24 protein-coding genes are annotated in these 23,557 nt (G+C 46.1%); 12 read left to right on the top strand and 12 right to left on the bottom strand.

Annotated features, from left to right (window positions below):
• Positions 1-93: 93 nt before the first annotated feature.
• The 4 genes from DOM22_RS16890 to DOM22_RS16875 all read left to right on the top strand — a co-directional run bounded on the left by DOM22_RS16890 (position 94) and on the right by DOM22_RS16875 (position 6,245).
• Positions 94-1,392: a TolC family protein gene (locus DOM22_RS16890; protein ID WP_142701494.1), complete on the top strand. Its 1,299-nt coding sequence runs from the start codon at positions 94-96 to the stop codon at positions 1,390-1,392.
• A 4-nt stretch (positions 1,393-1,396) separates the two neighbouring features.
• Entirely contained in the window at positions 1,397-2,257 is an 861-nt protein-coding gene (locus DOM22_RS16885; RefSeq protein ID WP_142701493.1) for an HlyD family secretion protein, read from the top strand.
• A 51-nt stretch (positions 2,258-2,308) separates the two neighbouring features.
• Positions 2,309-3,859, top strand: coding sequence for a DHA2 family efflux MFS transporter permease subunit (locus DOM22_RS16880; protein ID WP_142701492.1), 1,551 nt, complete (start codon positions 2,309-2,311; stop codon positions 3,857-3,859).
• 145 nt (positions 3,860-4,004) lie between these two features.
• Complete coding sequence (locus DOM22_RS16875; RefSeq protein WP_142701491.1) at positions 4,005-6,245, top strand: OmpL47-type beta-barrel domain-containing protein; 2,241 nt, start codon at positions 4,005-4,007, stop codon at positions 6,243-6,245.
• A 56-nt stretch (positions 6,246-6,301) separates the two neighbouring features.
• Here DOM22_RS16875 and DOM22_RS16870 read toward each other — a convergent pair whose 3' ends face one another.
• From DOM22_RS16870 to map, 3 genes are all read right to left on the bottom strand, one after another.
• On the bottom strand, positions 6,302-6,700 hold the full coding sequence (locus DOM22_RS16870; protein WP_142701490.1) for a hypothetical protein: 399 nt from the start codon (positions 6,698-6,700) through the stop codon (positions 6,302-6,304).
• A gap of 48 nt (positions 6,701-6,748) precedes the next feature.
• The gene (locus DOM22_RS16865) at positions 6,749-6,976 is read right to left on the bottom strand and encodes a hypothetical protein (protein ID WP_142701489.1); all 228 of its coding nucleotides are present in this window, start codon (positions 6,974-6,976) and stop codon (positions 6,749-6,751) included.
• Positions 6,977-7,053: 77 nt separating this feature from the next.
• Positions 7,054-7,818 (bottom strand): type I methionyl aminopeptidase, encoded by a 765-nt coding sequence (gene map, locus DOM22_RS16860; RefSeq protein WP_142701488.1) that lies wholly within the window; start codon positions 7,816-7,818, stop codon positions 7,054-7,056.
• A gap of 26 nt (positions 7,819-7,844) precedes the next feature.
• Here map and DOM22_RS16855 point away from each other — a divergent pair, with 26 nt between their 5' ends.
• The gene (locus DOM22_RS16855; RefSeq protein ID WP_142701487.1) at positions 7,845-8,705 is read left to right on the top strand and encodes an NAD(P)H-hydrate dehydratase; all 861 of its coding nucleotides are present in this window, start codon (positions 7,845-7,847) and stop codon (positions 8,703-8,705) included.
• Here the strand turns inward: DOM22_RS16855 and DOM22_RS16850 are convergent.
• Positions 8,686-9,774: a phosphodiesterase gene (locus tag DOM22_RS16850; protein ID WP_210415646.1), complete on the bottom strand. Its 1,089-nt coding sequence runs from the start codon at positions 9,772-9,774 to the stop codon at positions 8,686-8,688. The two genes, DOM22_RS16855 and DOM22_RS16850, sit on opposite strands and share 20 nt — an antisense overlap.
• 393 nt (positions 9,775-10,167) lie before the next feature.
• On the opposite strand from DOM22_RS16850, the gene DOM22_RS16845 reads away from it, so the two are divergent.
• On the top strand, positions 10,168-11,124 hold the full coding sequence (locus DOM22_RS16845) for a hypothetical protein (protein WP_142701485.1): 957 nt from the start codon (positions 10,168-10,170) through the stop codon (positions 11,122-11,124).
• 335 nt (positions 11,125-11,459) lie between these two features.
• On the opposite strand, the gene DOM22_RS16840 is transcribed toward DOM22_RS16845, so the two are convergent.
• The 3 genes from DOM22_RS16840 to DOM22_RS16830 all read right to left on the bottom strand — a co-directional run bounded on the left by DOM22_RS16840 (position 11,460) and on the right by DOM22_RS16830 (position 13,252).
• On the bottom strand, positions 11,460-12,047 hold the full coding sequence (locus DOM22_RS16840) for a CoA pyrophosphatase (RefSeq protein ID WP_246845718.1): 588 nt from the start codon (positions 12,045-12,047) through the stop codon (positions 11,460-11,462).
• A gap of 68 nt (positions 12,048-12,115) precedes the next feature.
• Positions 12,116-12,538 (bottom strand): hypothetical protein, encoded by a 423-nt coding sequence (locus tag DOM22_RS16835; RefSeq protein WP_246845717.1) that lies wholly within the window; start codon positions 12,536-12,538, stop codon positions 12,116-12,118.
• A 96-nt stretch (positions 12,539-12,634) separates the two neighbouring features.
• Positions 12,635-13,252: a hemolysin III family protein gene (locus DOM22_RS16830; RefSeq protein ID WP_142701483.1), complete on the bottom strand. Its 618-nt coding sequence runs from the start codon at positions 13,250-13,252 to the stop codon at positions 12,635-12,637.
• Between the two features lie 102 nt (positions 13,253-13,354).
• On the opposite strand from DOM22_RS16830, the gene DOM22_RS16825 reads away from it, so the two are divergent.
• The gene (locus DOM22_RS16825; RefSeq protein WP_142701482.1) at positions 13,355-14,608 is read left to right on the top strand and encodes a TCR/Tet family MFS transporter; all 1,254 of its coding nucleotides are present in this window, start codon (positions 13,355-13,357) and stop codon (positions 14,606-14,608) included.
• On the opposite strand, the gene DOM22_RS16820 is transcribed toward DOM22_RS16825, so the two are convergent.
• The 5 genes from DOM22_RS16820 to DOM22_RS16800 all read right to left on the bottom strand — a co-directional run bounded on the left by DOM22_RS16820 (position 14,605) and on the right by DOM22_RS16800 (position 19,867).
• Positions 14,605-15,597 (bottom strand): alpha/beta fold hydrolase, encoded by a 993-nt coding sequence (locus DOM22_RS16820; protein ID WP_142701481.1) that lies wholly within the window; start codon positions 15,595-15,597, stop codon positions 14,605-14,607. The two genes, DOM22_RS16825 and DOM22_RS16820, sit on opposite strands and share 4 nt — an antisense overlap.
• 63 nt (positions 15,598-15,660) lie before the next feature.
• Complete coding sequence (gene hflX / locus DOM22_RS16815; protein WP_142701480.1) at positions 15,661-17,091, bottom strand: GTPase HflX; 1,431 nt, start codon at positions 17,089-17,091, stop codon at positions 15,661-15,663.
• Positions 17,088-18,482: a DEAD/DEAH box helicase gene (locus tag DOM22_RS16810; protein WP_142701479.1), complete on the bottom strand. Its 1,395-nt coding sequence runs from the start codon at positions 18,480-18,482 to the stop codon at positions 17,088-17,090. The genes hflX and DOM22_RS16810 overlap by 4 nt, the downstream gene beginning before the upstream one ends.
• Before the next feature lie 75 nt (positions 18,483-18,557).
• Positions 18,558-19,202: a hypothetical protein gene (locus tag DOM22_RS16805; RefSeq protein WP_142701478.1), complete on the bottom strand. Its 645-nt coding sequence runs from the start codon at positions 19,200-19,202 to the stop codon at positions 18,558-18,560.
• A gap of 122 nt (positions 19,203-19,324) precedes the next feature.
• The gene (locus tag DOM22_RS16800) at positions 19,325-19,867 is read right to left on the bottom strand and encodes a TIGR00730 family Rossman fold protein (RefSeq protein ID WP_142701477.1); all 543 of its coding nucleotides are present in this window, start codon (positions 19,865-19,867) and stop codon (positions 19,325-19,327) included.
• A gap of 114 nt (positions 19,868-19,981) precedes the next feature.
• On the opposite strand from DOM22_RS16800, the gene DOM22_RS16795 reads away from it, so the two are divergent.
• The 5 genes from DOM22_RS16795 (at position 19,982) to DOM22_RS16775 (ending at position 23,467) form a co-directional block, all read left to right on the top strand.
• Positions 19,982-20,521 (top strand): hypothetical protein, encoded by a 540-nt coding sequence (locus tag DOM22_RS16795; protein ID WP_142701476.1) that lies wholly within the window; start codon positions 19,982-19,984, stop codon positions 20,519-20,521.
• Positions 20,522-20,527: 6 nt separating this feature from the next.
• Positions 20,528-21,676: a CapA family protein gene (locus DOM22_RS16790; protein ID WP_142701475.1), complete on the top strand. Its 1,149-nt coding sequence runs from the start codon at positions 20,528-20,530 to the stop codon at positions 21,674-21,676.
• A 26-nt stretch (positions 21,677-21,702) separates the two neighbouring features.
• Positions 21,703-22,359, top strand: coding sequence for an RsmD family RNA methyltransferase (locus DOM22_RS16785; protein ID WP_142701474.1), 657 nt, complete (start codon positions 21,703-21,705; stop codon positions 22,357-22,359).
• Positions 22,360-22,544: 185 nt separating this feature from the next.
• Positions 22,545-23,039, top strand: coding sequence for a hypothetical protein (locus DOM22_RS16780; RefSeq protein WP_142701473.1), 495 nt, complete (start codon positions 22,545-22,547; stop codon positions 23,037-23,039).
• A 17-nt stretch (positions 23,040-23,056) separates the two neighbouring features.
• Positions 23,057-23,467, top strand: coding sequence for a hypothetical protein (locus DOM22_RS16775; RefSeq protein ID WP_142701472.1), 411 nt, complete (start codon positions 23,057-23,059; stop codon positions 23,465-23,467).
• Positions 23,468-23,557 lie beyond the last annotated feature (90 nt).

The raw sequence follows: 23,557 nt of genomic DNA, 5'->3' as shown, positions 1-23,557 counted from the left end.
CAATGAGACATCCTTTGGGTGCCCATTGACAATTGTTAGTTACCTAACTAATATAATTAGGTGCCTAATAAAAATCAACAAAAATGGTGATACATGACAAAGATTAAAATGGCAGCCGCTCTAACAGCTCTCTTATGCGCTCCCACAGCAGGGCTCGCTGAAACTCTTTCACTAGCAGATTCTCTTAATCTCGCATCTGGCAACTCTCCGCAAGTTAAACGCGCGGAAGCGGCTAAAGATGAGGCAAGTTGGAAAAAAGTTGAAGCATACTCTCAATTTCTTCCTCGTGTGACCGTCGGTGGAACTCATTTGCTCGACAACAAATTCATGGTGGAGCAAATGAACTTCGGTGGTGGACCAACATCCATCGAATTGATTCAACCATATACAATCTGGTCGGCACGTGCCGAGTGGTTGGTGTTTGACGGACTAGCGAATTACGATCGCTACAGCTCCATGAGTTACGGCGCAACGGCCGCAGAAAAAGAAGCCGACTGGGCAAAGTTTCAAATCAACGAAGAAACCAAAGCGAAATTCTATAAGGCATTGGCAGCCGTTGAGCTAGAGAAGGTGGCGAACCAAAACGTAAAAACTTTGGAAGACCACTTGGATCGCGCCAAAGCTTTCCGTAAAAGTGGAGCAGGTACAAACTTTGACGTTCTTCGTGTAGAAGTTCAATTGAATGAGGCTCAATCTGAGAAATTAAATTCTGAAGACAACACGATCCTGGCTCGCCAAAATCTTTTGATGAGTTTGGGCGTCGATGACACTGGTCAATCGCTGACAGGTCTATTGCCAGTTCCTGATGCGCAAAAAATCGCCAGCTTGAATAAGCCTGCGAAAATTGAGCGCCTGGATTATCAGGCGATGACGGATCGTGAGATCTCGGCACACAAAGCCTGGCTTGCAGCTTACAAACACTGGGTGCCGAAATTCTCGGTCTTCGGGCAGGCAGACTATTATAACAATATCAGTAAAGGTTTAACCGATCAGGATTTTAACAATGCTTATTCTGTCGGTGTGAACATGACTTGGAATGTTTTCGATGGTTTCGCTTCGTCAGCGCAAGCGGCCCAAGCAGATGCTCGTCAAGTGCAAGCCCGCGAAAGTGTTCGTCAGGCGAAACTGAAAGATACGTATGATTTTGATTTCTGGAAACGTCGCTATCTGTACTCGGCAGCTTTGTATAAAGCAAAAACCGTCGACGTACAAAAAGCGCAGGAAAGCGTTCGTCTGGCAACAGAGTCTTTCAAGGCGGGAACTCGTACGAGTTCTGAAGTTTTGGATGCGGAACTCGATTTGTTCAGAGCGCGCGCAGGTCTCGTAAATGCACAGGTAAGTGCAGCAGAAGCAATGATTAGTTTAGAATTGTCCCTCGGGAAGGAACTGTAATTTTATGACGAACATTAAGAATAATAAGAAACAAATTATGATCGGTGCCGGAGCTGCGCTTGTAGTTGCAGGTGCGGTTTTTGGATACTATGAGTGGTCCCACGTTTCTACTGACAATGCTCAGATTCAGGCTCACACCTTGATGCTCTCTTCGAAAGTTCCTGGAATCGTCGTGGAAGTGCTGGTTCAAGATAACGATCCGGTGAAAGAAGGCCAGGTTCTGGCTCGTATCGATTCACAGGACTATAAGAATAACGTAAAGCAAGCAGAGGCAGACCTTGATGGAGTGAAGGCAAAACTTCACGACGCGGAAGCGAACTATAAACGTATGGCCGATCTTCTTCGTCAAAACGTGGTGTCTCGGGCTCAATATGATAATGCTGAAGCGACATTCCGTGAGATCAGCAAAAAAGTTCAGGCGATTCAAGCTCAAGTATCAACAGCGCAGTTGAATGCGAGTTACACAGAAATCAAAGCTCCATCAGATGGTCGCATTGCGCGCAAATCAGTTGAGCCGGGCATGGTGATTCCTCCAGGGCAACCCTTGTTTGGTTTCGTTGCCGACAGCTCTCGCTGGGTGATCGCGAACTTTAAAGAGACAGAAATTACGAATATCGAAAAAGGCAAATACGTGAAGGTCGAAGTCGATGCATTGCCAGGGCAGGAGTTCCACGGCGAAGTGGATAGCTTAAGCCCAAGCACTGGTGCCGTGTTCTCTTTGCTTCCACCCGATAATGCGACTGGTAACTTCACGAAAGTTGTTCAGCGTGTGCCGGTTAAGATCATGCTTAAAGATCTAACTCCGAAAGATATCGAAAAGCTTCAAGCAGGATTATCTGCCAACGTATCCGTAAAGGTTCGTTAATACCGAAAGGGGCCTGCTTCGATGCGATTGAAGCAGACCTAAGAGGTTTGTATGAATACCAAATCAAGACTGGTCATCCTCGTCGCTGTGATGGCCTCGCTGCTTGAAATTATCGATAGCTCCATTGTCAATGTGGCCTTACCCACGATGATGGGGAATCTGGGTGCAACGTTAGAAGACATCAGTATGGTTATCACAGGTTACGCGATCGCGAATGCGATCATCCTTCCTGTGTCCGCCTGGCTGGGGAATCGCGTGGGCCGTCGTAAGTATTTCTTAAGCTGTATTGGACTGTTCACGGCTGCCTCCGTAGCCTGTGGATTTGCTCCAAATTTATATACTTTGATTTTCTTCCGTATCTTACAAGGTTTGGCAGGTGGGGCATTGCTACCAACTTCGCAAACTTTGATTTATGAGCAATTCCCGAAAGAGAAAGCCGGAACTGCTGGGGCGATCTTTGGTATGTCTGTGATGATTGGTCCTACTTTAGGACCGACATTGGGTGGATGGCTGACAGATACTTTTGGTTGGAGATCGATCTTTAACGTGAATTTGCCACTGGGTCTGATTGCGATCGCAATTGGTTTGATGGCGATTGAAAATCCACCGTTTGCCACGGGCAACGAAGGCAAAAAGCCTTTCGACGTTTGGGGTTTGGTGCTGTTGGTTCTGGGAATCGGCAGTCTGCAGTACATGCTTGAGCGCGGAGAATCGAACGACTGGTTTGATTCCAAGCTTATTATTTTCTGCGGCATTATGACGGCGGTGTCTTTGCCACTGTTTGTATGGTGGGAAACTCGAGTGAAATCGCCAATTATGAATGTGCGCCTGTTTTTAAACGGAATCGTCGCCAATGGTGCCGCCTTGCAGGGAATTTTAGGATTCTTCCTTTATGGATTGGTCTTTATCCTGCCCGTGTTCGTGGGACAGACTTTCCACTATGATGCCACTCAGACGGGAATGCTCTTTATTCCGGGTTCAATCCTGACGGCCTTGATGATGCCCTTCATTGGTAAAATGCTGGGTAAAGGGATCAATCCGAAATATCTGATCGCCGTCGGGTTCTTGGGAGTCATGACTTCGATCTTTATGTTTACCAAACTTTCACCGCTTTCATCGAAAAGCGACGTGTTGTTGGGACTCTATGTTCGTGGTCTTGCGATGGCGTTCCTCTTCGTCCCGATTAACTCTTCGATCTTGTCTCAGTTTAATGGGATCACGATGGGAGAAGTGTCTGGGATCTTAAATCTCTTCCGTCAAATCGGGGGCAGTATGGGTATCGCTTTCATCGGTACGATGATGACCAAGGTGGGAAAACAGCATTACGCTGACATGGCTCCGCATGTGTCGCTATTAGATTACAATACCTGGTCGGCTTACAATGCTGCCAAGTCTGGCACACACATGAGTCATTCGATGGGTATGGCCACTCAAGCGGAACTTGCCATTCGCTCCTTGTATGGGCGAGTGCAATCTCAGGTGTTCATGCTGACCTTCCAAGAAATCATGTTCATTATGATGATGGTGGTAGTGCTTGCATTTATCCCTCTATACCTGTTGAGGTTCAAAAACAAGACTGTCAAAGTTGTGGACGCTCACTAATCGATCATGCGTGAGTTAACAAAAGATGTGTATCAATAGTGATCTCATGTAACCACATGGAACTTTTCGAGGTCACTAATTCGTCAATAAAATCAAGAAACCCCGGTGAAAATCCGAATAAAGGAAACACTATCCGGGGGGATTGATGAACAACCGAACTAAACGACTCTTGTCGACCACGGCTCTATTTGCCGTTCTTAGCGTGGGCTACCAGAATTGTGCTGAAAATGTTAATTTCGGATTGTCTCAAGAAGAGATGGCCAGCCAGGGCGCCGGTATGGGCGCAAATTCCATTCTATTAAATGGTGGTGCTCAGTTCACAACCGATAGTGCTGTGACGGTGAATATCGCCTCAGAGAACGCCACAGATGTTTATCTTACAAATGATTCGTCTTGTACTTCAGGCGGTTCTTGGGAGCCGATGAAGACATCAAAAATCTGGGCTTTGCAAAGCCAGAATGCCTTAAACCATGTCTATGCGAAATTTAAAAAAGCGACCAAGCTGACAGATTTCTATTCTGATTGCGTGTCGGCTTCTATCGTTCATGACGATATGGCCCCGTCTGTTGTTTTGACTCAAAAGCCGGCGTCCATGGTGAACACGACCGCCGTAACATTTGGTATGCGTATTAACGATGACTTAAGCGGACTCGACAGATTCGAATGTTTACTTGTGGGCGAAAAAGAGTTCTCAAGCTGCAGTGATATCAAAAACTATAGCAAAACGACTGAAGGTCAAAATCGCTTCCAAGTTCGCGCGATCGACCGTGCTGGCAATCGCTCTGCGACAGTGGAATATGGCTGGTTGTTAGATACAACTCCTCCAGTGGTGGCGATTACTAATAAACCAGATGCCGTCTCCGCTTCCAGCCAGGCTGTCTTTAACTTTACAGCGTCTGATAGCGGTGCAGGTCTTGCACAAACTCAGTGTGCAATTGATGGTGGCAGCTTTGTGACCTGTACTTCACCGGCAGTTTATTCAAACCTGTTGGAAGGGACTCACGCATTCTCGGTTCAAGCCGTTGATAAAGTGGGTAACGTATCAGTTCCCCTTAGCTACACGTGGAAAAGCCAAGGAAGCTCAACTAATGATTTCTCGATCATCGGTATCACAGGTGGTAACGACACGATCAAAGATACTTATCTAGGTAGCATCTTGCAGCCGACGGTTCACTGGACGCCTTCTGCGGGTGCTTCTTATTACCGTGTTTCTATTGTGGCCGATGCTGCAGCATCTATGGTGGTATGTCCTGAGGTTCAAGTTTCCGCGACTTCCGTGGCATTGAACTCTTGTACTTTAAAAGACGGCGAATCTTATTACGCTCGAGTAGCTGCCTATACAGCTGCTGGCGCGATCAAGGTCGCTCCAGTTTATAAATTCCTGGTCGACGTTTCAGCGCCAGTAATTACTATCGGCGCGCCGACGATGTCTGAAGATCAAAAAACAGCTGTGTTCTCTCCGTTCTCGATCGTGGATTCCATTTCGGGAATTGATACTGCCAGCTGCGTTCGTACTTTCGGATCTACTTCTGAATCCGTGGCAAACTGTCAGTCTTTGACTAAGATCACTTTCAGTAACCTGGTTACGGGCGATCACGTGATGACCGTCACTGCAAAAGACAAAGCGGGTAACTCGGCTTCGAAAGTAGTGAATTTCACAGCTAAGAAAATCGTGTGTGATCCGTTCTCTGCAAGTGGCATCTCTTGTCGTCAGGGTTGGAAAGGTAATATCTTCTATTTCCCGGGGACGACTTCGGGTTGGACGTCATTGGCTAAATACTTCAGCGAAGGTGTTGATGCTGGCGTAATCCTATATATGTCTAAAATTTTCGTTCCTGTTCGCACATTCTCTAACGGTTTCCCGACAACTGATGGCGAGCTGGTTAAAAAGAAAGCTGCAGATGGTGGTGCGAATCTGGTGGAATGGTTCGCGTTGCGCCTGGGTACTATTTTGAAACTGGGTGCTTCGGATTCAGCGGGTTATTATCAATTCGCGTTGATTTCGGATGACGGTTCTAAATTGTATGTGGCTCCGGCAGCTGGTGGAGCTTATGCGACGATTATTGATAATGACAACGCTCACAGTGCAACGATGAAGTGTTCGACGTCAGCGATTTATATGGATTCCAAATCCAGAATGCCTGCGAAGATTGAATACTTCCAAGGGCCTCGCTATCACATTGCGGTGACTTTGATGTACCGTAAGGTTTCGAGTGCTTCTCCCGCGGTTTCAGCACCGTGTGGAGCGGTTGATTCAAACTTCTATGGATCGATTGATAATACAAGCGGTGACTACACAGGGTCTAAATATCAAAGTGCCCTGGATGATGGCTGGAAACCAATGTCGACGGATAATTTTTTGCTCGACGAAACCATCGGTAACTAAAAAAAAGGGAAGCGAAAAGCTTCCCTTTTTTATTTTCTGATTTATAAAACCAAAAACTATTCAACCGTCATTACGTTCACAGTCAAACGACCGTGCGCTGTAAGACCTTTTTGCAGGCAAGCGCGTGCTGTTTCGAAATCGATAGCTTCTTTGTTTGTACCGAAGCCGATCATCATATTGCCGTTACCTACTTCAGCGCGAACCATGCAAGTGTCGTCTTTGTAGTTGATCGGGGCGTTTTTACCTAGAGGCATTTCTACAGCCGCTTTAGTGTACTTGATCACGCAATAGAACATAGATTGTTGCTTGTCTGTTTTGTCGATCATGTTTTTGACACAAAGATCGTAAGGAGTTGGGATTTCGCGTTCAACCAAGATCACGTTACCCAATTTGCGATCTGCTGCATTTGCAGAGAACGCCACCAATGTTGCAAGAAGAGCGATAAATAATTTCATGAAGCCTCCCGTGGCTATTAATTCGCCACACAGGCTTTCACCTTTTATTTAAAGTTTATAGCGTTTTGGCGGTGTGCTATCAGATTTTTCCTGAATCGCTCCTCGAGTCCAACTGTAGGCTTGGTAGCCCACCCAGGCGCAGAGCAAAAGGGAAGAGATCAGAACCGCATTTGGCAGGTTGACCCGCATGGGGCCCGCAGCATCCACCGTAGACAGAGTCCAAATCCATAAAACTTGAAAGGTGATCAGTACAGCAAACAATACCCCGCGTTTCATCTTTCCCCTCCTGGTCAGAAAATTCAGGCTAAAGGTGTAAAGACAATGTCCGCAAGACAATGGGTTAAAGCTTGTGATTAAACAGGGTCAGGAATCGTCAGGATCAGCGCACGATCCTTTAGAACTACCATCGTGTGCTCGAATTGAGCCGTACGATGTTCAGGGGAGGAGGTCACTAAAGTCCATTTATCGCCCTTAACCTCATCAACATAGTGAGCCCCCGTTGAAAGGAATGGCTCAATCGTGATTACGTGGCCTTCTTTCAGGCGACGGTCATCTTTACTGTCGAAATAACCCGGGATAAATTCCGGGGCTTCATGAAGGGATTTTCCCACGCCATGGCTGCCCAGGTTTTCAATGATGGTATAACCATATTCATCAGCGATCTGTTCAACACGTTGGCCGATGATATTTAATTTGATTCCCGCTTTAACGCCAGCAATGGCGTTTTCCAATGCCTTCTTAGTGGCTTCCAACAGACGTAAATCTTCAGGACGGCCCGGAGGCACAGTGAAGGAACCACCATTATCCGCGAAAAAACCATTCAGTTCAGCGGAAACGTCGATGTTGATCAAATCGCCGGCTCTGATGATTTTTTTGTAGGAGGGCACGCCGTGAGCGGCTTCATGATTCAGACTGATGCAAGTATGTCCCGGGAAATCGTAAACCAGAATAGGACCCGAGCGAGCACCGTGCTTTGCCAAATAAGCTCCACCCAGTTCGTCCAACTCTTTTGTGGTCATACCGGGTTCAACTTGTCTGGACATATATTGAAGACAATTGGCAACGACCTTGCCAATTTTTTTAAGTCCTTCTAATTCTGCTTCAGTCTTTACGATCATGGTAGGGAGGTTATACACTGGTTTTCATGAAAATCTCCACAAGTTCCGTCAGAATTTTGCGAAAACCAGGGGCTGCGAATCTTTTACCGACGATTTCGGAAAAGGATAATAAAAGCAGTCGAGGGAAAAGCCTGATCTTAGCAGGCAGTCGCGAATATCCCGGCGCAGGTGTTTTGGCGTCCAAGGCAGCTTTAAGAATGGGGAGTGGTTACGTTATTTTAGCGCAGCCCGATCTGGCTGTTTCCGCCTGGGATCATCCAGATTTTTTACTAAAAGATCTATCTCGGGAATCGTGGCAGGACATCGAACATCAAGCCATTTTGGTGGGTCCCGGATTTGGCGTGAATTCATTCACTGCAAAAGTGATCCGTGAGCTGATTAAGGCGCAAGAAACCCATGTCATTTTGGATGCTGATGCTTTGACTGTTTGTGCAGAAGAAAAGATTTTCCCTTTACCGCCATCCTGGATCGTAACTCCTCACACGGGGGAGCTTTCGCGATTAATTGGCAAGTCCTCTGTAGAGATCAACAAAGACCGCCTGAGCGCTGTTCGCGAAGCACAAACTAAATTGGGCTGTGTGGTGTTGCTGAAAGGTCATCGAACTTTAGTGGCGACGGCGAATGAAATTGCAACCATCGCGACAGGTAATTCTGCTCTGGCAAAATCAGGGACAGGCGATGTGCTGGCGGGAATTATGACGGCGTTAAGAGCACAAAACCTGAATGCTCCCGAGGCGGCATTGTTAGCCGCTTATATTCACGGTGCTACCGCAAACCTATGGGTGGCTCGTCGTAAAGATCCTCTCTCCATGATGGCGTCAGATGTGATTGATCTTATTCCCGACGTACTTTTTCACTTACGCAAAATTAAGAACGCTTCACTGTAACTTCGTGTGAAAATTCAATTTTATTTCGTGCATTGATGGATTTGGCTTTGATGTGCATTCCATTTTTAACCGGAGCACTTTCGATGATCAAAAAATTGTGGTGCCAGGTGAAAACCTCTCGGCGTGGATTTTTATAAAGCCATTTCACCGGAAAATTCATGCTGTGAATGCCACTCGATGTGTATTCATAGGTGCGATAACCCAGGTATTTGGGGTCCACACTCATGATTTCGCTAAAGTGCACATCGCCCGAGCCAAAAACGACCGGAGCTGTGCATTTGCGAAGTTTGGTTAGAACGTCGGTAAAGTTTTTGCCGAAATCTTTCAAAAAAGATTCCTGTTTAAAATAGTTTCCAAAAAATTGACTGCCATTAAAGATCCAGGCTGGTTTGGAATTCTGGCAGATACTGTCGATCAATTGTTCCTGTTGTTCTTTGCCCCACATCATTCCGCCACATTGTGCTTCATCGCGGAAATAACGATCATCCATGAAATAAAACCGCTGTCCAAAAGCATTCAACTGCGAACCCACACCCATGGTATTTTTAAAACCATCGGTATCGCGACTTCCGAAAAAAAGATGGAACATTTTTTTGGTGGTTGTTTTTAAGCCGAAAGATTTGCAGACATTGTCACGACCGTAATCATGATCGTCCCACACGGCGAGGGTGGGAATTAAGCAGGGTTGGCGAAAGTGGCGCAGGCGAAAGCGCGTTTCGCAATATCTTCTCCAGATATCAGCCTCAGTAGTGGGGCAGCCAAAATCTGCATAAACGGCATCACCAATTAAAAAAATCATATCCGGTTTTTGTGCAAACAAATGATCCCACATCACGCGTGCATGAGTTTTATAAAAGTCACAAGCACAACTGACCAAGGCGAAACGCGCTTTGTTTTTTGCGGAAAGTTTTAAACTTTTAAATACACGCTCATCCAAAACCGTGCCGCGATCTGGATCGACCACTTGCAGGTAATAGGTGAGTTGAGGCTCCAGTCCCGTGATGGAAATTCGATCAATCCCTTGATGATAACCCGCTCGCACTTCCCGAGCCTGTATTTGAAAGGTCACATTTCGTCCCAGGGAATCGAATACTTTGTATCCATAAGGGTTGCCATACTCGGTCAACACTGAGATTTGCGTCGAATAGGCATTCGTCATGTGCTGACAGATAGGGATTTGCCCGGAAAATCCGGTGGCCGCCTCTGCGACCCCTCCCAAAATGGGGGAATTGAGCGCAGAATAGCCTATAATCGAACTGGCCGATAATTGTAAGAAACCTCGTCGCGAGGTTTTCATTGATGCCTCTTTTGTTTGTCCTATAAGGAGATCAGGAATGCCCGATTCAGGGCAATGGCTTCCGCTAAAAAGCAGGTACTTTTTCCATAAATTTTCTCCTAACAAAAACCCAACTATCTTTTTGTGTCTGGAACCGCTAAAAGCTTCAAAATCACAGGAGATTTCATGCGCAAAGCACTTTTGGCCTCGGCCCTTTTAGGACTGTCGATCAATGCCTTTGGACAAACTTCCAAATTGTCTCTTCCGACTTCTTCCACAACTGAAACTGCGCCAGCAGGTCAAACTTCAGTTTTGAAGCAAGGAAACGTCATCAATAAAAAATTCGAAGAAGACAAAGACATCACAGATGCTCGCATGAAAGCAGATTCTGGTTCCTTGTCTAAATATTCTTTGAAATTCAGCTTAAGCTTCTCCGGTCCTCCAGTGGGCGAGCCGGGCAGCCGTTACCAACCAAATCCTGACGGTGGTATCTGTGCTTGCGATACTTCTTTTGGTGGCTCTATCGGGACTCGTTACCGTTTCGATTCTAAGAGTGCTTTGTCTCTGGGAACTGGCGTGAACATGTTGACTCCATTTCACAGCGATACTCGTCGCTATGAAACTAAGAATCCTTATGTCAGTTACGATCGCACCGCACGTGTGGGCGATATTCAAATGCGTAACGGCGTGAGCGCTACATACGTAACGAACCAAGCTTACCGTGATATCGGTGAGTACGCAGGTATTGGTTATGATGCCTCTGTGATTTACAACTTTGGTGCAACTGGTTTTGCTGCGGGTATCGACGGTTCTGTAAATTACTACCTATTCGATCGCGGTCCAGATTTCTCTAACAAAAAAGAACTTAAAACGGGCCGTTATTCTTTGGGTTTGTATCCTCAGGTTAAATACAATTTCACTGATAAATTCAGCATGAACAGTTCAGTAGCATTGAACTTTAATAACCCACGTGGCACTGAAGACTATGCCACTTTGTGGAACAGAACTCTGACATCTCGTTTGGGTTTTGGTTATGCAGTGACTCGTGACGTGTATTTCGCGCCTTACGTAAGCTTCTTCCCTAAAGACATCTCTGACGATAATACGACTTTGAATTTCGCGACGACATTCTCGATCCTGTAGGTTGACGGCTCTCCGACTTGGTCGGAGTCACTTCGAGCCCAAATGACTATTTCAAAAAAACAAAAAACCAGAACGAACGCGTTCTGGTTTTTTTAATTTATCTTCCCAATTTTTACTAGGCTGGGAGGATGCTAGCTAGGGTGGCCCGGTCTCCTGGTGTGCAGTCAATTCACGAATCTCCGTTGATAAGATGTGTTCGTGACGTACTACATGCGTTCTAGCCATTCAAGGCTCCTTTCGCTCCCCACTCGTAGTGGGCTGATATCATACCTATCGGCTGGACCTTTGGAGAGTTGAGGGCAATTTCGCAGTTTTTTAAAATTTTCCGACGATTCTCAAAATGAGATGCGAGCTTTTAGTCTATTCAGAAGATCCTGTGTGATCATATAAGACAATCCCCACAGTGGAATTTCGCGGTTCAAAGAAATTGCCGGTAATTCCATTCGCAGCTGTTCGCGCATCAGCTCATACGAGATGTTGCGCTCGGGATTTACCAGATCTTTTAGGGGCACCCAGAAAAAATCAGCCACCTCGTTATGATCCAGGCGCACTTCAAAATCCCTCTCAGTATAGAACACAAAGGGGCGAATAAAGAATTCCAGCAGGGCACCGGCTTTACGGGCCTGAATATCATCCAAGCGTCCAATCATTTCTTCAGGAGTTAAAACAATTCCCACTTCTTCTTGTGTCTCACGAAGAGCCGTTGCCAAAGCAGAAGTGTCCCATTCTTCCCTTTTGCCTCCAGGGAAAGCAATTTGTCCTGACCAACGATCCAAAGGGTGAATGGCTCGCTGAATATAGCCGATTTGCAGATCATCAGGGGGCCCGCGCAGAATAAGCGAAACGCACGCATAGTTTTTCAAACTTAGCGATAAATCCAGGGGATTGATATTGATGAAGAGTTGCGAGAGTTCTTTATGCAAAATAAAATCCTTGTGTCCTTATTAGGATAACACAAGGATTTTGCAATTACGACTGGCCTTCGTTCTGGCTAGCGGCAAGAACGACGAGAAACAGTTTCACTTTGAGAGGTACTTGAAACAATCTTGCATTCGCTATAGCGACGGTTGCAGGATCTTAAAGCTTCGCGTTCAGCTTCATAACGAGTGTCCCCCCGGGATTCAATTATCATTTTATAACCACGATAGTCGACACCTTCGGCTTTAGTTGCATAGTAATTTGCAGAGCAAGTTTCTGTACAGCTGCCATGTTTTTTCAAGCAGGAGTGACAGTCGGAGTGTCCACCCCAATGTTCTTCCCAACCTTTATCAGTGGCGCTGCAGGTAACATTCGGACCACCCCAGCCGCCGCGGCCACCACGATCGCGACCCGATCCAAACATATCGTCAAAGTGACCTGCAAGAGAAGTTGTCGCCATCAAAGTAACAAAGAAGAATCCTAATAGTGATTTCATTTTCCCCTCCGGAAGTGGTTTGTTGGCCGATGCATTTCGGCCCCGGAGAGAGGCTATTTCAAATGTGATGCCATAATTTTCAGAGTCAAAAAGACACTAAATCAGATAATAAAGAATGCAGAAGTACTGACTGATGCTGCCCGCCATGACGAACAGATGCCAGATGCCATGGAAGTGCTTCACTTTTTCATCGAATAAAAAGAATGCGATTCCACCGGTATACAAAATTCCACCGGTAGTTAACAAAACCATTCCGCGCGGATCTAAATTCTGGGTCAGTGGTTTCATCGCAACAACAATTAACCATCCCATGACGACATAAATGATCATCGAAGGAATGCGCGTGCGATGTGCCAGAGTCAGTTCCAAAATTATTCCAATAACCGCTAACGACCAATTGATTCCAAACAGCCACCAACCCCAAGGACCATGCAGAGTGATCAAAGTAAATGGTGTGTAAGTCCCGGCGATCAATAAATAGATCGCCATGTGATCCAATTTTTGCAGAATCTTTTTCGTTCGGCCCTGGAAGGAATGATAAAGAGTGGAGATCGTGTAAAGCAAAACCAACATGCCACCATAAACGCTGGTGCTGACGATTTTTAAAAGATCCCCTTGAACACTTGCGAGCGTCACTAGCACAGAAGTTCCTGCGACAGCCATCACGGCGCCAATCAAGTGGCTGATACTGTTAAAGCGTTCTCCGTGATAAATAGGACCTCCGATAAAAATATTCTATCACAAGCACCATGCATTTCCCACTTGTGAAAGCCAAGTAATAAAAGAATAATTACTCAAATACTAGAGTGAGAATTTATGAAAAAGACATCATCAGCCAGTGTACGTTTTATTTTTGCTACAATCTTTCTGGATGCATTAGGTATTGGAGTTTTAATTCCAGTTTTTCCAGATGTGATTCGCAGATTTGGACACGATCCCTCTTTCGTAAATCATTACTATGGTTACTTTATTTCTGTGTATGCGCTGATGCAGTTCCTGGCGTCTCCGATATTGGGCTCACTTTCTGACCGTTTTGGTCGCAGACCTGTCCTGTTGGTCTCGCTCCTGGGCGCAGGACTCGATTATCTCTTAATGGCCTTTGCACCCACCCTAGGAATTTTGTTTGCTGGACGGATCATCTCCGGGCTGACCGGGGCGAGCATGACGGTGGCGAGCTCGTATATGGCCGATATTTCTGACGACTCAAATCGTTCGGCAAACTTCGGAATGATTGGAGCCGCATTTGGTTTAGGCTTCATCGTGGGTCCTGGTCTGGGCGGTTTATTGGGGCATTATGGTCACCAAGCACCCTTCATCGCGGCCGCCGTTTTCAATCTTTTAAATTTCGCGTTTGGATATTTCATCCTTCCGGAATCTTTGGATGAAGCCCATCGTCGCAAAATGTCTTTGAGTAGATTAAATCCCTTTCGATCTTTGGCCCGGGTTCTTTTTAAACCCGGCATGAGAATTTTAGTGTGGATCTATTTCCTGCTGTATCTTGCGGGGCAATCGCATCCAAGTATTTGGACGTTGTACACACAGTACAAATTTAATTGGTCGACGTTCGAGGTCGGCCTTTCCCTCTCTTTCGTGGGAATCACGGTTGCTTTTGTTCAAGGGTACCTTACGCGCTTAATCGTTCCGAAGTGGGGAGAGATGAAAGCTCTCAATATTGGAATCGTTTTCGGCGTTTTGGCGTACGCAGGTTATGCCTTTTCGACACAAGGCTGGATGTTATATGCGGTCCTGGCGTTGACTTGCTTGAATGGCATCACGGGCCCGGCCTCAATGTCTTTGATCTCTAAAGATACTCCGCCGCAAGAACAAGGGGAGCTTCAAGGTACTTTGATCTCCATTGCCAGCCTGACTTCGATCATCGGACCATTGATTTATACCGATGTTTTCGCACGTTTCACTGGGGATCAAGCAGCAGTCCACTTTCCAGGTTCGGCATACTTCCTGGCTGCGATCTTTAGTTTGGTGTCATGGATTTTATTTGGATTGTATCCGCGCTTTCACAAGGTCACGAATACTCCGGGCTCGGTGCCACCACGCCCGATGATGCACTAAAGAATAGTCTGAAGATATTTCGGCAAATCCAGTTCCGCTTGAGGATGGGTTTTCAACACTGAAGCATGATCCCCGGGGAAACGGGGATAGTGCTTTTCTAAAAGACGAGACACATCAGCCGCAGTAATTTTTTGATGTTCGTGCAAAGCTGAAAGCTCATTCACGAAACCCGGATACTGCGACGAGGTGGAAAGTGCATTCCAGAAATTCATCTCGTACAAAGAGCCCTTCATTGGTGTGTTGTCGTTGAATAAACTGGCAATTTTCGCTGGCAGGCGGTTGATTGGGGCCTCGGTGTGATCCAGGGCCTGTGTTCCATGCTGGGCAAAGTACAGCTCCATGCTGAACTGATCCGGCCAAGAGACGTTATAAAGATTTTGAAAAAAGTCAGAACAAGAGCGCATATCCGTCAAAGCAGCAGGCATGAAATACTCCACCATGTCATCCAGATTTGCACCTTTGTGTTTGCAGTTGATAGAGGAGCCCCCCTGCCATGGAGAATCCACGCTGATCACGCGAATCTCGGGCAAGTGTTCCGTGTGACCTGCACGAGAAAGAGTATTTAAAGTTTCCCGTGCAATGAGGCCACCCATGCTGTGAGCAATGATAGTGATGCGCTGAACTTTTAACTTCAAAAGACTTAAAGCCAAATCCCCGGCAGATCTTTTTAAAGAACGATGCAAATCATCGTACGCAAAATAGTACAGCTGATAATCTGTGAATTTAGGCGTGTTTAAAAGCAATTGCGTGAAATTTTTTATGGAACCCTGGCTGCCATGGATGAAGACCAAAGGTTCAGCCTCTAAACCCGCCTCAGATTTGTGGTTCATCGGCGCGAGAGGAACAAGGCGGCCCTCATAACGAGGTCCTAAAAGTTTTCTTTCATCTTTAGGAGTGAAAGGGACAATCTCTTGCGCATGTCCCGGAGAAGTCTGGAACAGGCTCAGAGAAGAGAGTAAAACTGAAAGTGGCACCGATAGTGTTTTCATCGATGCTACTTTAAGGTTTTTAAGGGAAGGATAGGAGTTAAAAATTTCTAATGAAACTAAAGCTTAATCGATGTCTATGAGTGCGTCGCGAATCTTCTTCGCGATTTTTTCAAAGTCTTCTGCGTTTGCACGGACTTTTAGACGAACACCTTTTTCATCATAAGATTCTCCAAGAACCTTTAGACGTGCTCTAATATCGCCAATAACCCCTTGAACTTTATATGGAATAAAGATCTCTTCTTCGCGCATGCTGTTTTCAAAGAATTTAACCAAACGCAGACGCAGGTTTTCAACGTCCTCAGTATTGCGAGTAGACAAGAAAATGGCTTCAGGAAATTCGGCCGCCAAACTAGACGTCTGTTCTTCTGTCAAACAATCGCGCTTATTAAGAATAAGTAAGCTTGGGATTTCTCCCGCACCCACCTCAGCCAAGGTTGTGCGCGTCACTTCCAATTGAGAACGGAAAGAAGGATCTGAAGCATCAACCATATATAGGAGCAATGATGCATTCAAAGCTTCATCCAAAGTCGATTTAAATGAAGCCACCAGATCATGCGGAAGCTTTTTGATAAATCCAACTGTGTCCGAAAGTAAAATTTTAGGACGAGTTTCAGGCTGAACGGCACGAACTGTCGTATCCAAAGTCGCAAACAATTTATCAGCGACGTAAACTTCGCTGCCAGTCATTGCGCGCATCAAGGAAGACTTGCCTGCATTTGTATAACCCACCAGGGCGACACAAGCTTCCTGTGAACGTTGTGAACGACGAGTCAGATGCTCTTGACCAATGGAGCTCAATTCTTGTTTCAACTCTTTGATGCGGTCGCGAATCTTACGACGATCTAGTTCGATCGCGGATTCCCCGACACCTTTACCGCCACCACCCATGCGATCGTCATCGCCAGCAGAAACGCCACGAACACGAGGAGCTACGTAAGTCAGACGAGCAATTTCCACCTGCAAGCGGGCCGCGCGTGTGCGCGCATGGCGACTGAAAATTTCGATGATGACACCGGTACGGTCCATGACTTTCGCGCCTGTCGCGCTTTCAAGATTGCGCAACTGAAGCGGGGATAGATCACAGTCAAAGATCACCCATTGAGCTTGGTCTTGAGGATTTTCTTCTTCGACAAAGTCTTCCGGACCTTGTTCTTCGAAAGTCTCTTCCGGAAAATCAAACATATCGTCTGCATCGTCTTCTTTTTCGAATTTCAAAGCCGCTTTGTGTTTTTTCTTAATGAACGTGGGCGCTACTTTACCAGAACCGCCAGTCCATTTTGCAAGTTCCATCAGCTTACCGTCACCCAAAACGTTGGCACTTTTTGTAGAGGTACGACGTTGGTGTAATTTGCCGATAACTTCAAAACCCAGTGTGTTCACCAGGCGAGAAAGTTCGATTAAGGAGTTTTGGACTTCCTGTTCAGTTGTCCTGCCGATTTGAAGACCGACCAGAACAGCCTTAGGAATGGCCTGTTCAGTTTCGTGAAGGCTCATTTTTTATGTCCTCCGCCGTGATGTCCTCCACCTTTAGCAGGATGAGAGCCACCTTTGTGCGCATGAGGCTTGTGACCACCAGGCTTATGGCCGCCGCTGCCGCCTTTAGCTTCAAACGTAGGTGGTTTTTTACGTGGATTCAAACGACGACGCTTTTTTAAACCATTGCGTGTCGGTTTCAGATTCTCCATCGCCTCGATCATCGCTTTAGCTTTTCCTTTAGAAAGGATTTTGCTGCCAGCGACTTCTTCAGAATGGTAAGGCTGTTCAGTGATGACTGGGATAGATTTACCAATCAGACGTTCGATGTCTTTTAGGTAAGCTCTTTCTTCAGCGTCACAGAAAGCGATCGCGACACCTTGGCTGCCAGCACGAGCTGTACGACCAATTCTGTGTACGTAGCTTTCAGATTCATTCGGAAGTTCATAGTTAATAACGTGGGAAATTTCGTCGATATCAATTCCGCGCGCAGCGATGTCTGTGGCAACTAAAACGCGGATCTTACCTTCTCGCAAGTTTTCCAAAGCTCTTTGGCGGGCGTTTTGAGATTTATTCCCGTGGATAGCTTCAGAAGCGATATGATTTTTCGTCAAGCCTTCTGCCACGCGGTTTGCACCGTGTTTGGTACGGGTAAAGACAATCACTTTATCAAAGGATTTATCTTGTAGCAGGTGACGGAGAAGATCTTTCTTTTTGCTCTTATCGACGAACATAACGGATTGTTCGATCATCTCTGCGGTTGAAGAAACCGGAGCCACTTCAACTTTGGCAGGATTCACCAACAATGAATCCGCAAGCTTCTGGATTTCTTTAGGCATCGTCGCAGAGAAAAACAAGTTCTGACGTTTTGCCGGCAGATAGTTTAAAACTTTACGGATATCAGGCAAGAAGCCCATATCCAACATACGGTCCGCTTCGTCCAGAACGAAGACTTCCAGGCGACCCAGTTGCAAATGTTTTTGTTGAATCAAATCAAGCAAGCGACCCGGGGTCGCAATCAAAACATCCACGCCTGCTTTCAAAGCGGCTACTTGAGGAGTTTGTCCCACACCACCAAAGATCACAGCCGTGCGGATTTTCAGATGCTTACCGTAAGTTTGGAAACTTTCATGAATTTGGATTGCAAGCTCACGAGTCGGTGCCAAAACCAGAACGCGGGCTTGCTTCGGTTCGGCTCGATGCCATTGGCTTGCCAGATGATTTAAAATTGGAAGAGCGAATGCTGCAGTTTTGCCAGTACCTGTTTGAGCGCAACCCAAAAGGTCGCGACCTTCCAATAAATAAGGAATGGCTTGTTGTTGAATCGGAGTCGGCACCGTGTAGCCAGATTCAGCGACAGCACGTTGGATAGGTTCGATCAGGGGAAGAGCAGAGAATGTTTGAGAAGTCATAGGGACAAATAGCTACAGGGTCCTTGTCCAAACCGCAAGGTCAAAAGGCTTATCCTAGCAAATATACAGGGATTTCTAGAATTTCCAGTCCTCGACCAGCAGGGCTGATTGTATTTGATTCTGACGGGTCAAACCGCACACAGTTTTAAGCTTATAGTGGAAAGAATACCCTTCGGAAGAGTCGATTTCAGTCACCTTATGAAAGGGGAAGTCGAAATTAAAGCTGCTAAAGCGAACCACATCCCGCATTTTGTGAGCCATTCCCACGAACGCCATATAAAACAAATTATCTCGCTCCCACAGCTCAAACCACGTACGACTGGTCAATTGCTCCAGAGTGAACGAGCAGCGTTCATAGCAGGCAAGGCTGCGGAAGATCTGCAGGTTGTCGCGGTTGTAAATTTGAATGTAGCGCTCGTTTCGTAAAATATTTGAAAGTTCAGAGCTTGGAGCCTGACCAATACGGAAAAGGAACTGTAAAACGAAGCGTTCAGGGCTTGAATACTCGTTGGCAAGTTCTGCGCGCAGAGCTCCTACATATGCATGTAAAGCTGTCGCGACCTGTTGACGTGTTTCCGGAAGAAGATTGTGAAATAATGGCAGCGCCGGGTCCTTGTAAGGAGCAACCGAATGACCAAGAGTTGCCAATAGCTCAGAAAGTTCTTCCAAGTCTCTTTGGTAGGTGGCGATGTAGGCTTCTGGTCTTAAGAGGAATTCCATTACGCCTTTTTAACTACTAAACAAGCTCGCTGAATGTCCAATTGCAAATTTGAAATGATCAAGGGAACACTCCTCAGTGCGCTTTTTTGGATTCAATCTTCAAAGGGGGAAGAAGCGGTTTCCTAGCGAAGAATCGTGTCGAGGGCTTCTTTCGCAGATGACGTCACTTGGAAAAAGCGAGCATACTCGGAACGTAAAAGCCCTGTAGTTGTTGCATGCTTTACGAAGCTTTGCAGATGCCCATAGAAATCCATGACATTTACCAGAGCAATGGGTTTTTGATGATAACCAATTTGGGCCCACGTCAAAACTTCGAACAACTCTTCCAGTGTACCGAAGCCACCGGGCAAAGCGATAAACGCATCTGAAAGAACAGCCATTGCAGCTTTGCGTTCGTGCATGTCATTCACGATGCGCAAATCAGTGAGACCCGGGTGGGCGTGTTCCTGCTCGACTAATTTTTGAGGAATGATGCCGATCACCTGGCCGCCTTTTTCTAGCACAGCATCTGCGATCGTGCCCATCAAGCCGACTTTGCCACCGCCATAAACTAATTCAATCTTGTGATCTGCCAAAAGATGCCCAAGCTCTCGCGCCACTTTGGCGTACTCAGGATGATTGCCTGGATTAGCACCGCAATAGACACAGATTCTTTTGATTTTCATAACGGGTTCCTTTCGCGCACGACTTCTCCATGCTTTCCAACAAAGGGAGCACTTGTCAATAGAGACTCCCAGAGCGTTCCTCTTATCATTAAAAACGAATCACAAGGAGATCATATGGCAACAACACAATCGGCTTCGCAAAAGGCTGCGCAAAAAAGATTAACTAAGGCAGAGTTCAAACTTTACACCCAAAGCTCCTCGGATCTTAAGAGTATTCCACGCGAAAGAATTCGCAAGGCGCGGGCCCGTACGGTAGAGCTGGTGAAAAGGCATCGCAAAAATGCACGAGCGAAAATGGATGACAAGGTGGCATCACGCGAAGTGAATTTCCGCCTGCGCAGCATGGAAAAAGTGTTGGAGCGTTTTGATCGTATTTTAAAAAAACAACGTCTTGAGAAACGTAAGGCTAAGGCTGCGCGCGGCAAGAAAAGTTTGACTGAGCAGCCTAAAATGCATTTGAAGAGAGCAGATGAACCACGTGAAAGCTTTCTTCGCAGAACAAAACAGAAAATGTACAATAAGCGCACTGTTCAGGCCGACTCCCACTTTGAAAATGCTCCGCAAATGGTGGGCAAACGTGTGGCGGGATATTCCAGTGCGCGCTCGCGCAAAGGGCAAGTGGCACGCGATCGCCGCAACGCGATTGAAGAGTAATCTCAAATGAAAAAACTCATTAAAAAATCCCTAGCAGTAATGCTGGGGTTTTTTCCATCTGTAAGCTTGGCAATGGGCACTGATCTTGAATTCAGTGGGCGTTGCGGTTCTTCTCAGTATTTTGCTTCGTTGTCTTTTGTGGGAGATGTGCTGATTCATAAGTTGCTGTACGTGAGTGTGGTGCAGGAATCAAAAGACTTCTCACAAATCTGGCGTGGTATTAATCCACTTTTTTCAAAGGCAAACTTTTCCATCGCAAATCTTGAAGGCCCAGCGGCCATGGGAATCGATACGGAAGGTCGCGACTGGGGCGATGTAGGTTTTATCTATGACGATCGCATTTATTCGGGAACCAACATGAGATTCAACTATCATCCACGTATTTTAAGTGATCTTAAAAAAAGTGGACTTGATCTTTTGACGATGGCCAACAATCACATTTTGGATCGGGGTTCGATCGGAATCGATAAGTCGGTGATTGCAGCACGGGCCGCAGGTATTCACACAGTGGGAATTCGCCATTCTCAAGAGCGAAATGCGCCCTATTCTCGGGTGGTCACGGTGCAAGGAATTAATATTGCTTTTGTCGGTTGCACAGAAATGACAAATGGCCGTCCCGACAGTAAGTCACAGGTGTTGAACTGCTTTAATTCTAATATGATTGCGTCAATCAAGGAGCTATCAGCCCGCTCCGATGTCGATGCCGTGGTTATCTATCCACATTGGGGCGACGAATATAAGCAGACACCAAATGCACGACAAGTTTCTGCCGCTCGCAGCTGGCTTGATGCTGGTGCCACGGTTGTGGTTGGCTCCCATCCGCACGTTTTGCAACCGTGGGATAAGTATGTGACGAAGGATGGTCGTGAAACTTTCATCGTTTATTCATTGGGGAATTTCGTCGCAGCTCAAAAAGATGTCGAAAGAAAAGCTTCGGCGGTGATGTACGTGGGTTTAACAAAGCCCGCTCAGGGCAAAGCTGTAATAACGGGCGTGGCTTACACTCCGACAGTGCGAAATGGGACGAAGATTTATCCGGTGGGAGCAAGTGGGGATAAGGCTGTGCTTAAATATTTAAGCCATCACTATGGGACCAGCGGAATTTTAAATCCCGAAGAATCTTTGCCATTAAAGCTCTGCAGATCGTTGCATTAGCGTGTCCTCTTCGATAGGCTTGTTAAATGTCATCGATCAATGAGCACTACACTTTTGAATACTCTCAGCCGGAAGATTATCACTTCTCCCACGATTCAGTTTTTCTGGCACGTCAGGTTTACGAAATTTATCGTGATGAAGGTCTGACTCCGGCTGTTTGTTTGGATTTGTGTTCAGGGTGCGGAATCATTGGTTTGGATTTTCTTTTCCATAATCAAAAAGAGCGTGGTGTGGTTCCCAGATCTTTTGATTTCCTGGAAGTACAGTCAGCAATTTATCAACCGCACTTCGAGAAAAATGTCGCTCACGTTACCGATGCAAAAACGGCGATTAAATTTGTACCTGAAAATTACGATGTACTTCAGTCCGAGCCTTATAAAAATCAATACGATTTGATTCTGTGTAATCCGCCTTATTTCCACAAAGACCAGGGAACTCTTTCGCCTTCCGATTTTAAAAATCGCTGCCGTTTTTTTCTAGATTCGGATTTTGCGAATCTTATGAGAGGGATTGAAAACTCCCTAAGATCTGGCGGGCGAGCTTACGTGCTTTTGCGCGAACAACGTCAGCATGGGTGGAGTGCTTTCCATTTAGCTGGCCAACACCTGTCCTCGGTGATGAGTTTGGAAATCCTGGGAGACATTCGTGGCACCAGTTTGCTGGAAATTCGTAAAGCTAACTGAGAGAGATCCTGCCAACTGAGAATCCACCAAAGTACGGTAAATACCCGTTAAGACTGGAAAACGGGCAATTTTTCCATGCTCTTTCGCCAATTGGTTTTCAATTAGGCCCTGCTTAGACCCTCAACATGACAAGAAATCACACCTCAGATACTAGGTTTCCCACTGTTCAATAAAGGGGAGAGCCTATGATTTCTCGTATCTTGCTTGCTATCGCGCTTTTAGCGCCAGCAGTGTCTTTGGCACAAGTAACTTGTCCTTTGCGCAACGGCGAAACTGAACTCACTATTAACCGTGTGATGCGCAACTTTGGTAAATACACTGTGGATGCTGAAACAGTTGCCAGAAAAATCGGCGATCCTTGGGATAAATTGACAGATAAAGACATCCAGGTAGCGATTGAAAACTTGAATATCGCTATTGCCTGTGCAGACGCTGTTCTGGTGAATCCTTCTGAAGCGGTTCTTCCTTCCAAAGGTTCTTTGATGGATGAAAAAGCCAAAGCAGAGTTGAAAGAGTACTATTTGTATTTCATGGATGACTTTAAAACATTCTTGATCGAATACCGTGATTTGTTGGCGAAAACTTTGGCGACTCCAGAGTCACAACGTGACTTGGCTGCGATCGTGACGAAGAACCAAGAAATGAACGACAAAGTAAACCACGCTCACAAAAAACTTTAATTTAAAGGAACTTTATCATGCGCAAAATTTTAGCTTCCATTCTTGTAGTACTGACTGTTTTGGGTGTTGCGGCTTACGCTGAAGTGACAAGCATCAAGCAAGACATGATGATGATCGAAAAATACGCGAAGCAAATTAAAGCGACTGCGGGCGATGCTTCTCAGAACTCACAAAACGCGGTGAACGCGAATCAAATTGCTTTGCTTCTGCAAGCAAATCTTCAAAAAGTTCCTGATATCATTCGCCAATGGCCTCAAGATCAACAACCTGCTGTATGGCAGAATTATACAGAGCACATCAACTACGCGATGAACATTGCAGTTCAAATGCAAACGGCATTTCAAAGCAATGATAACGCGACAGGCGCGGCTTTGATTCAACAACTGTTTGCTGCTAAAGACGGCGCTCATCAGATCTACAATCACTAGTTTTGATTTCAAATCAAAATAAGCTAAGGGCTGCCAAATGGTGGCCCTTTTGTTTTTGGGCGCCTTGACATCCTCTGGAATGCCCTCAGA

The organism is Bdellovibrio sp. ZAP7 (assembly GCF_006874645.1).
GTDB lineage: Bacteria > Bdellovibrionota > Bdellovibrionia > Bdellovibrionales > Bdellovibrionaceae > Bdellovibrio.
The sequence above is the reverse complement of the archived record's forward strand: the minus strand, read 5'-3'. Positions and strand labels throughout refer to the sequence as shown.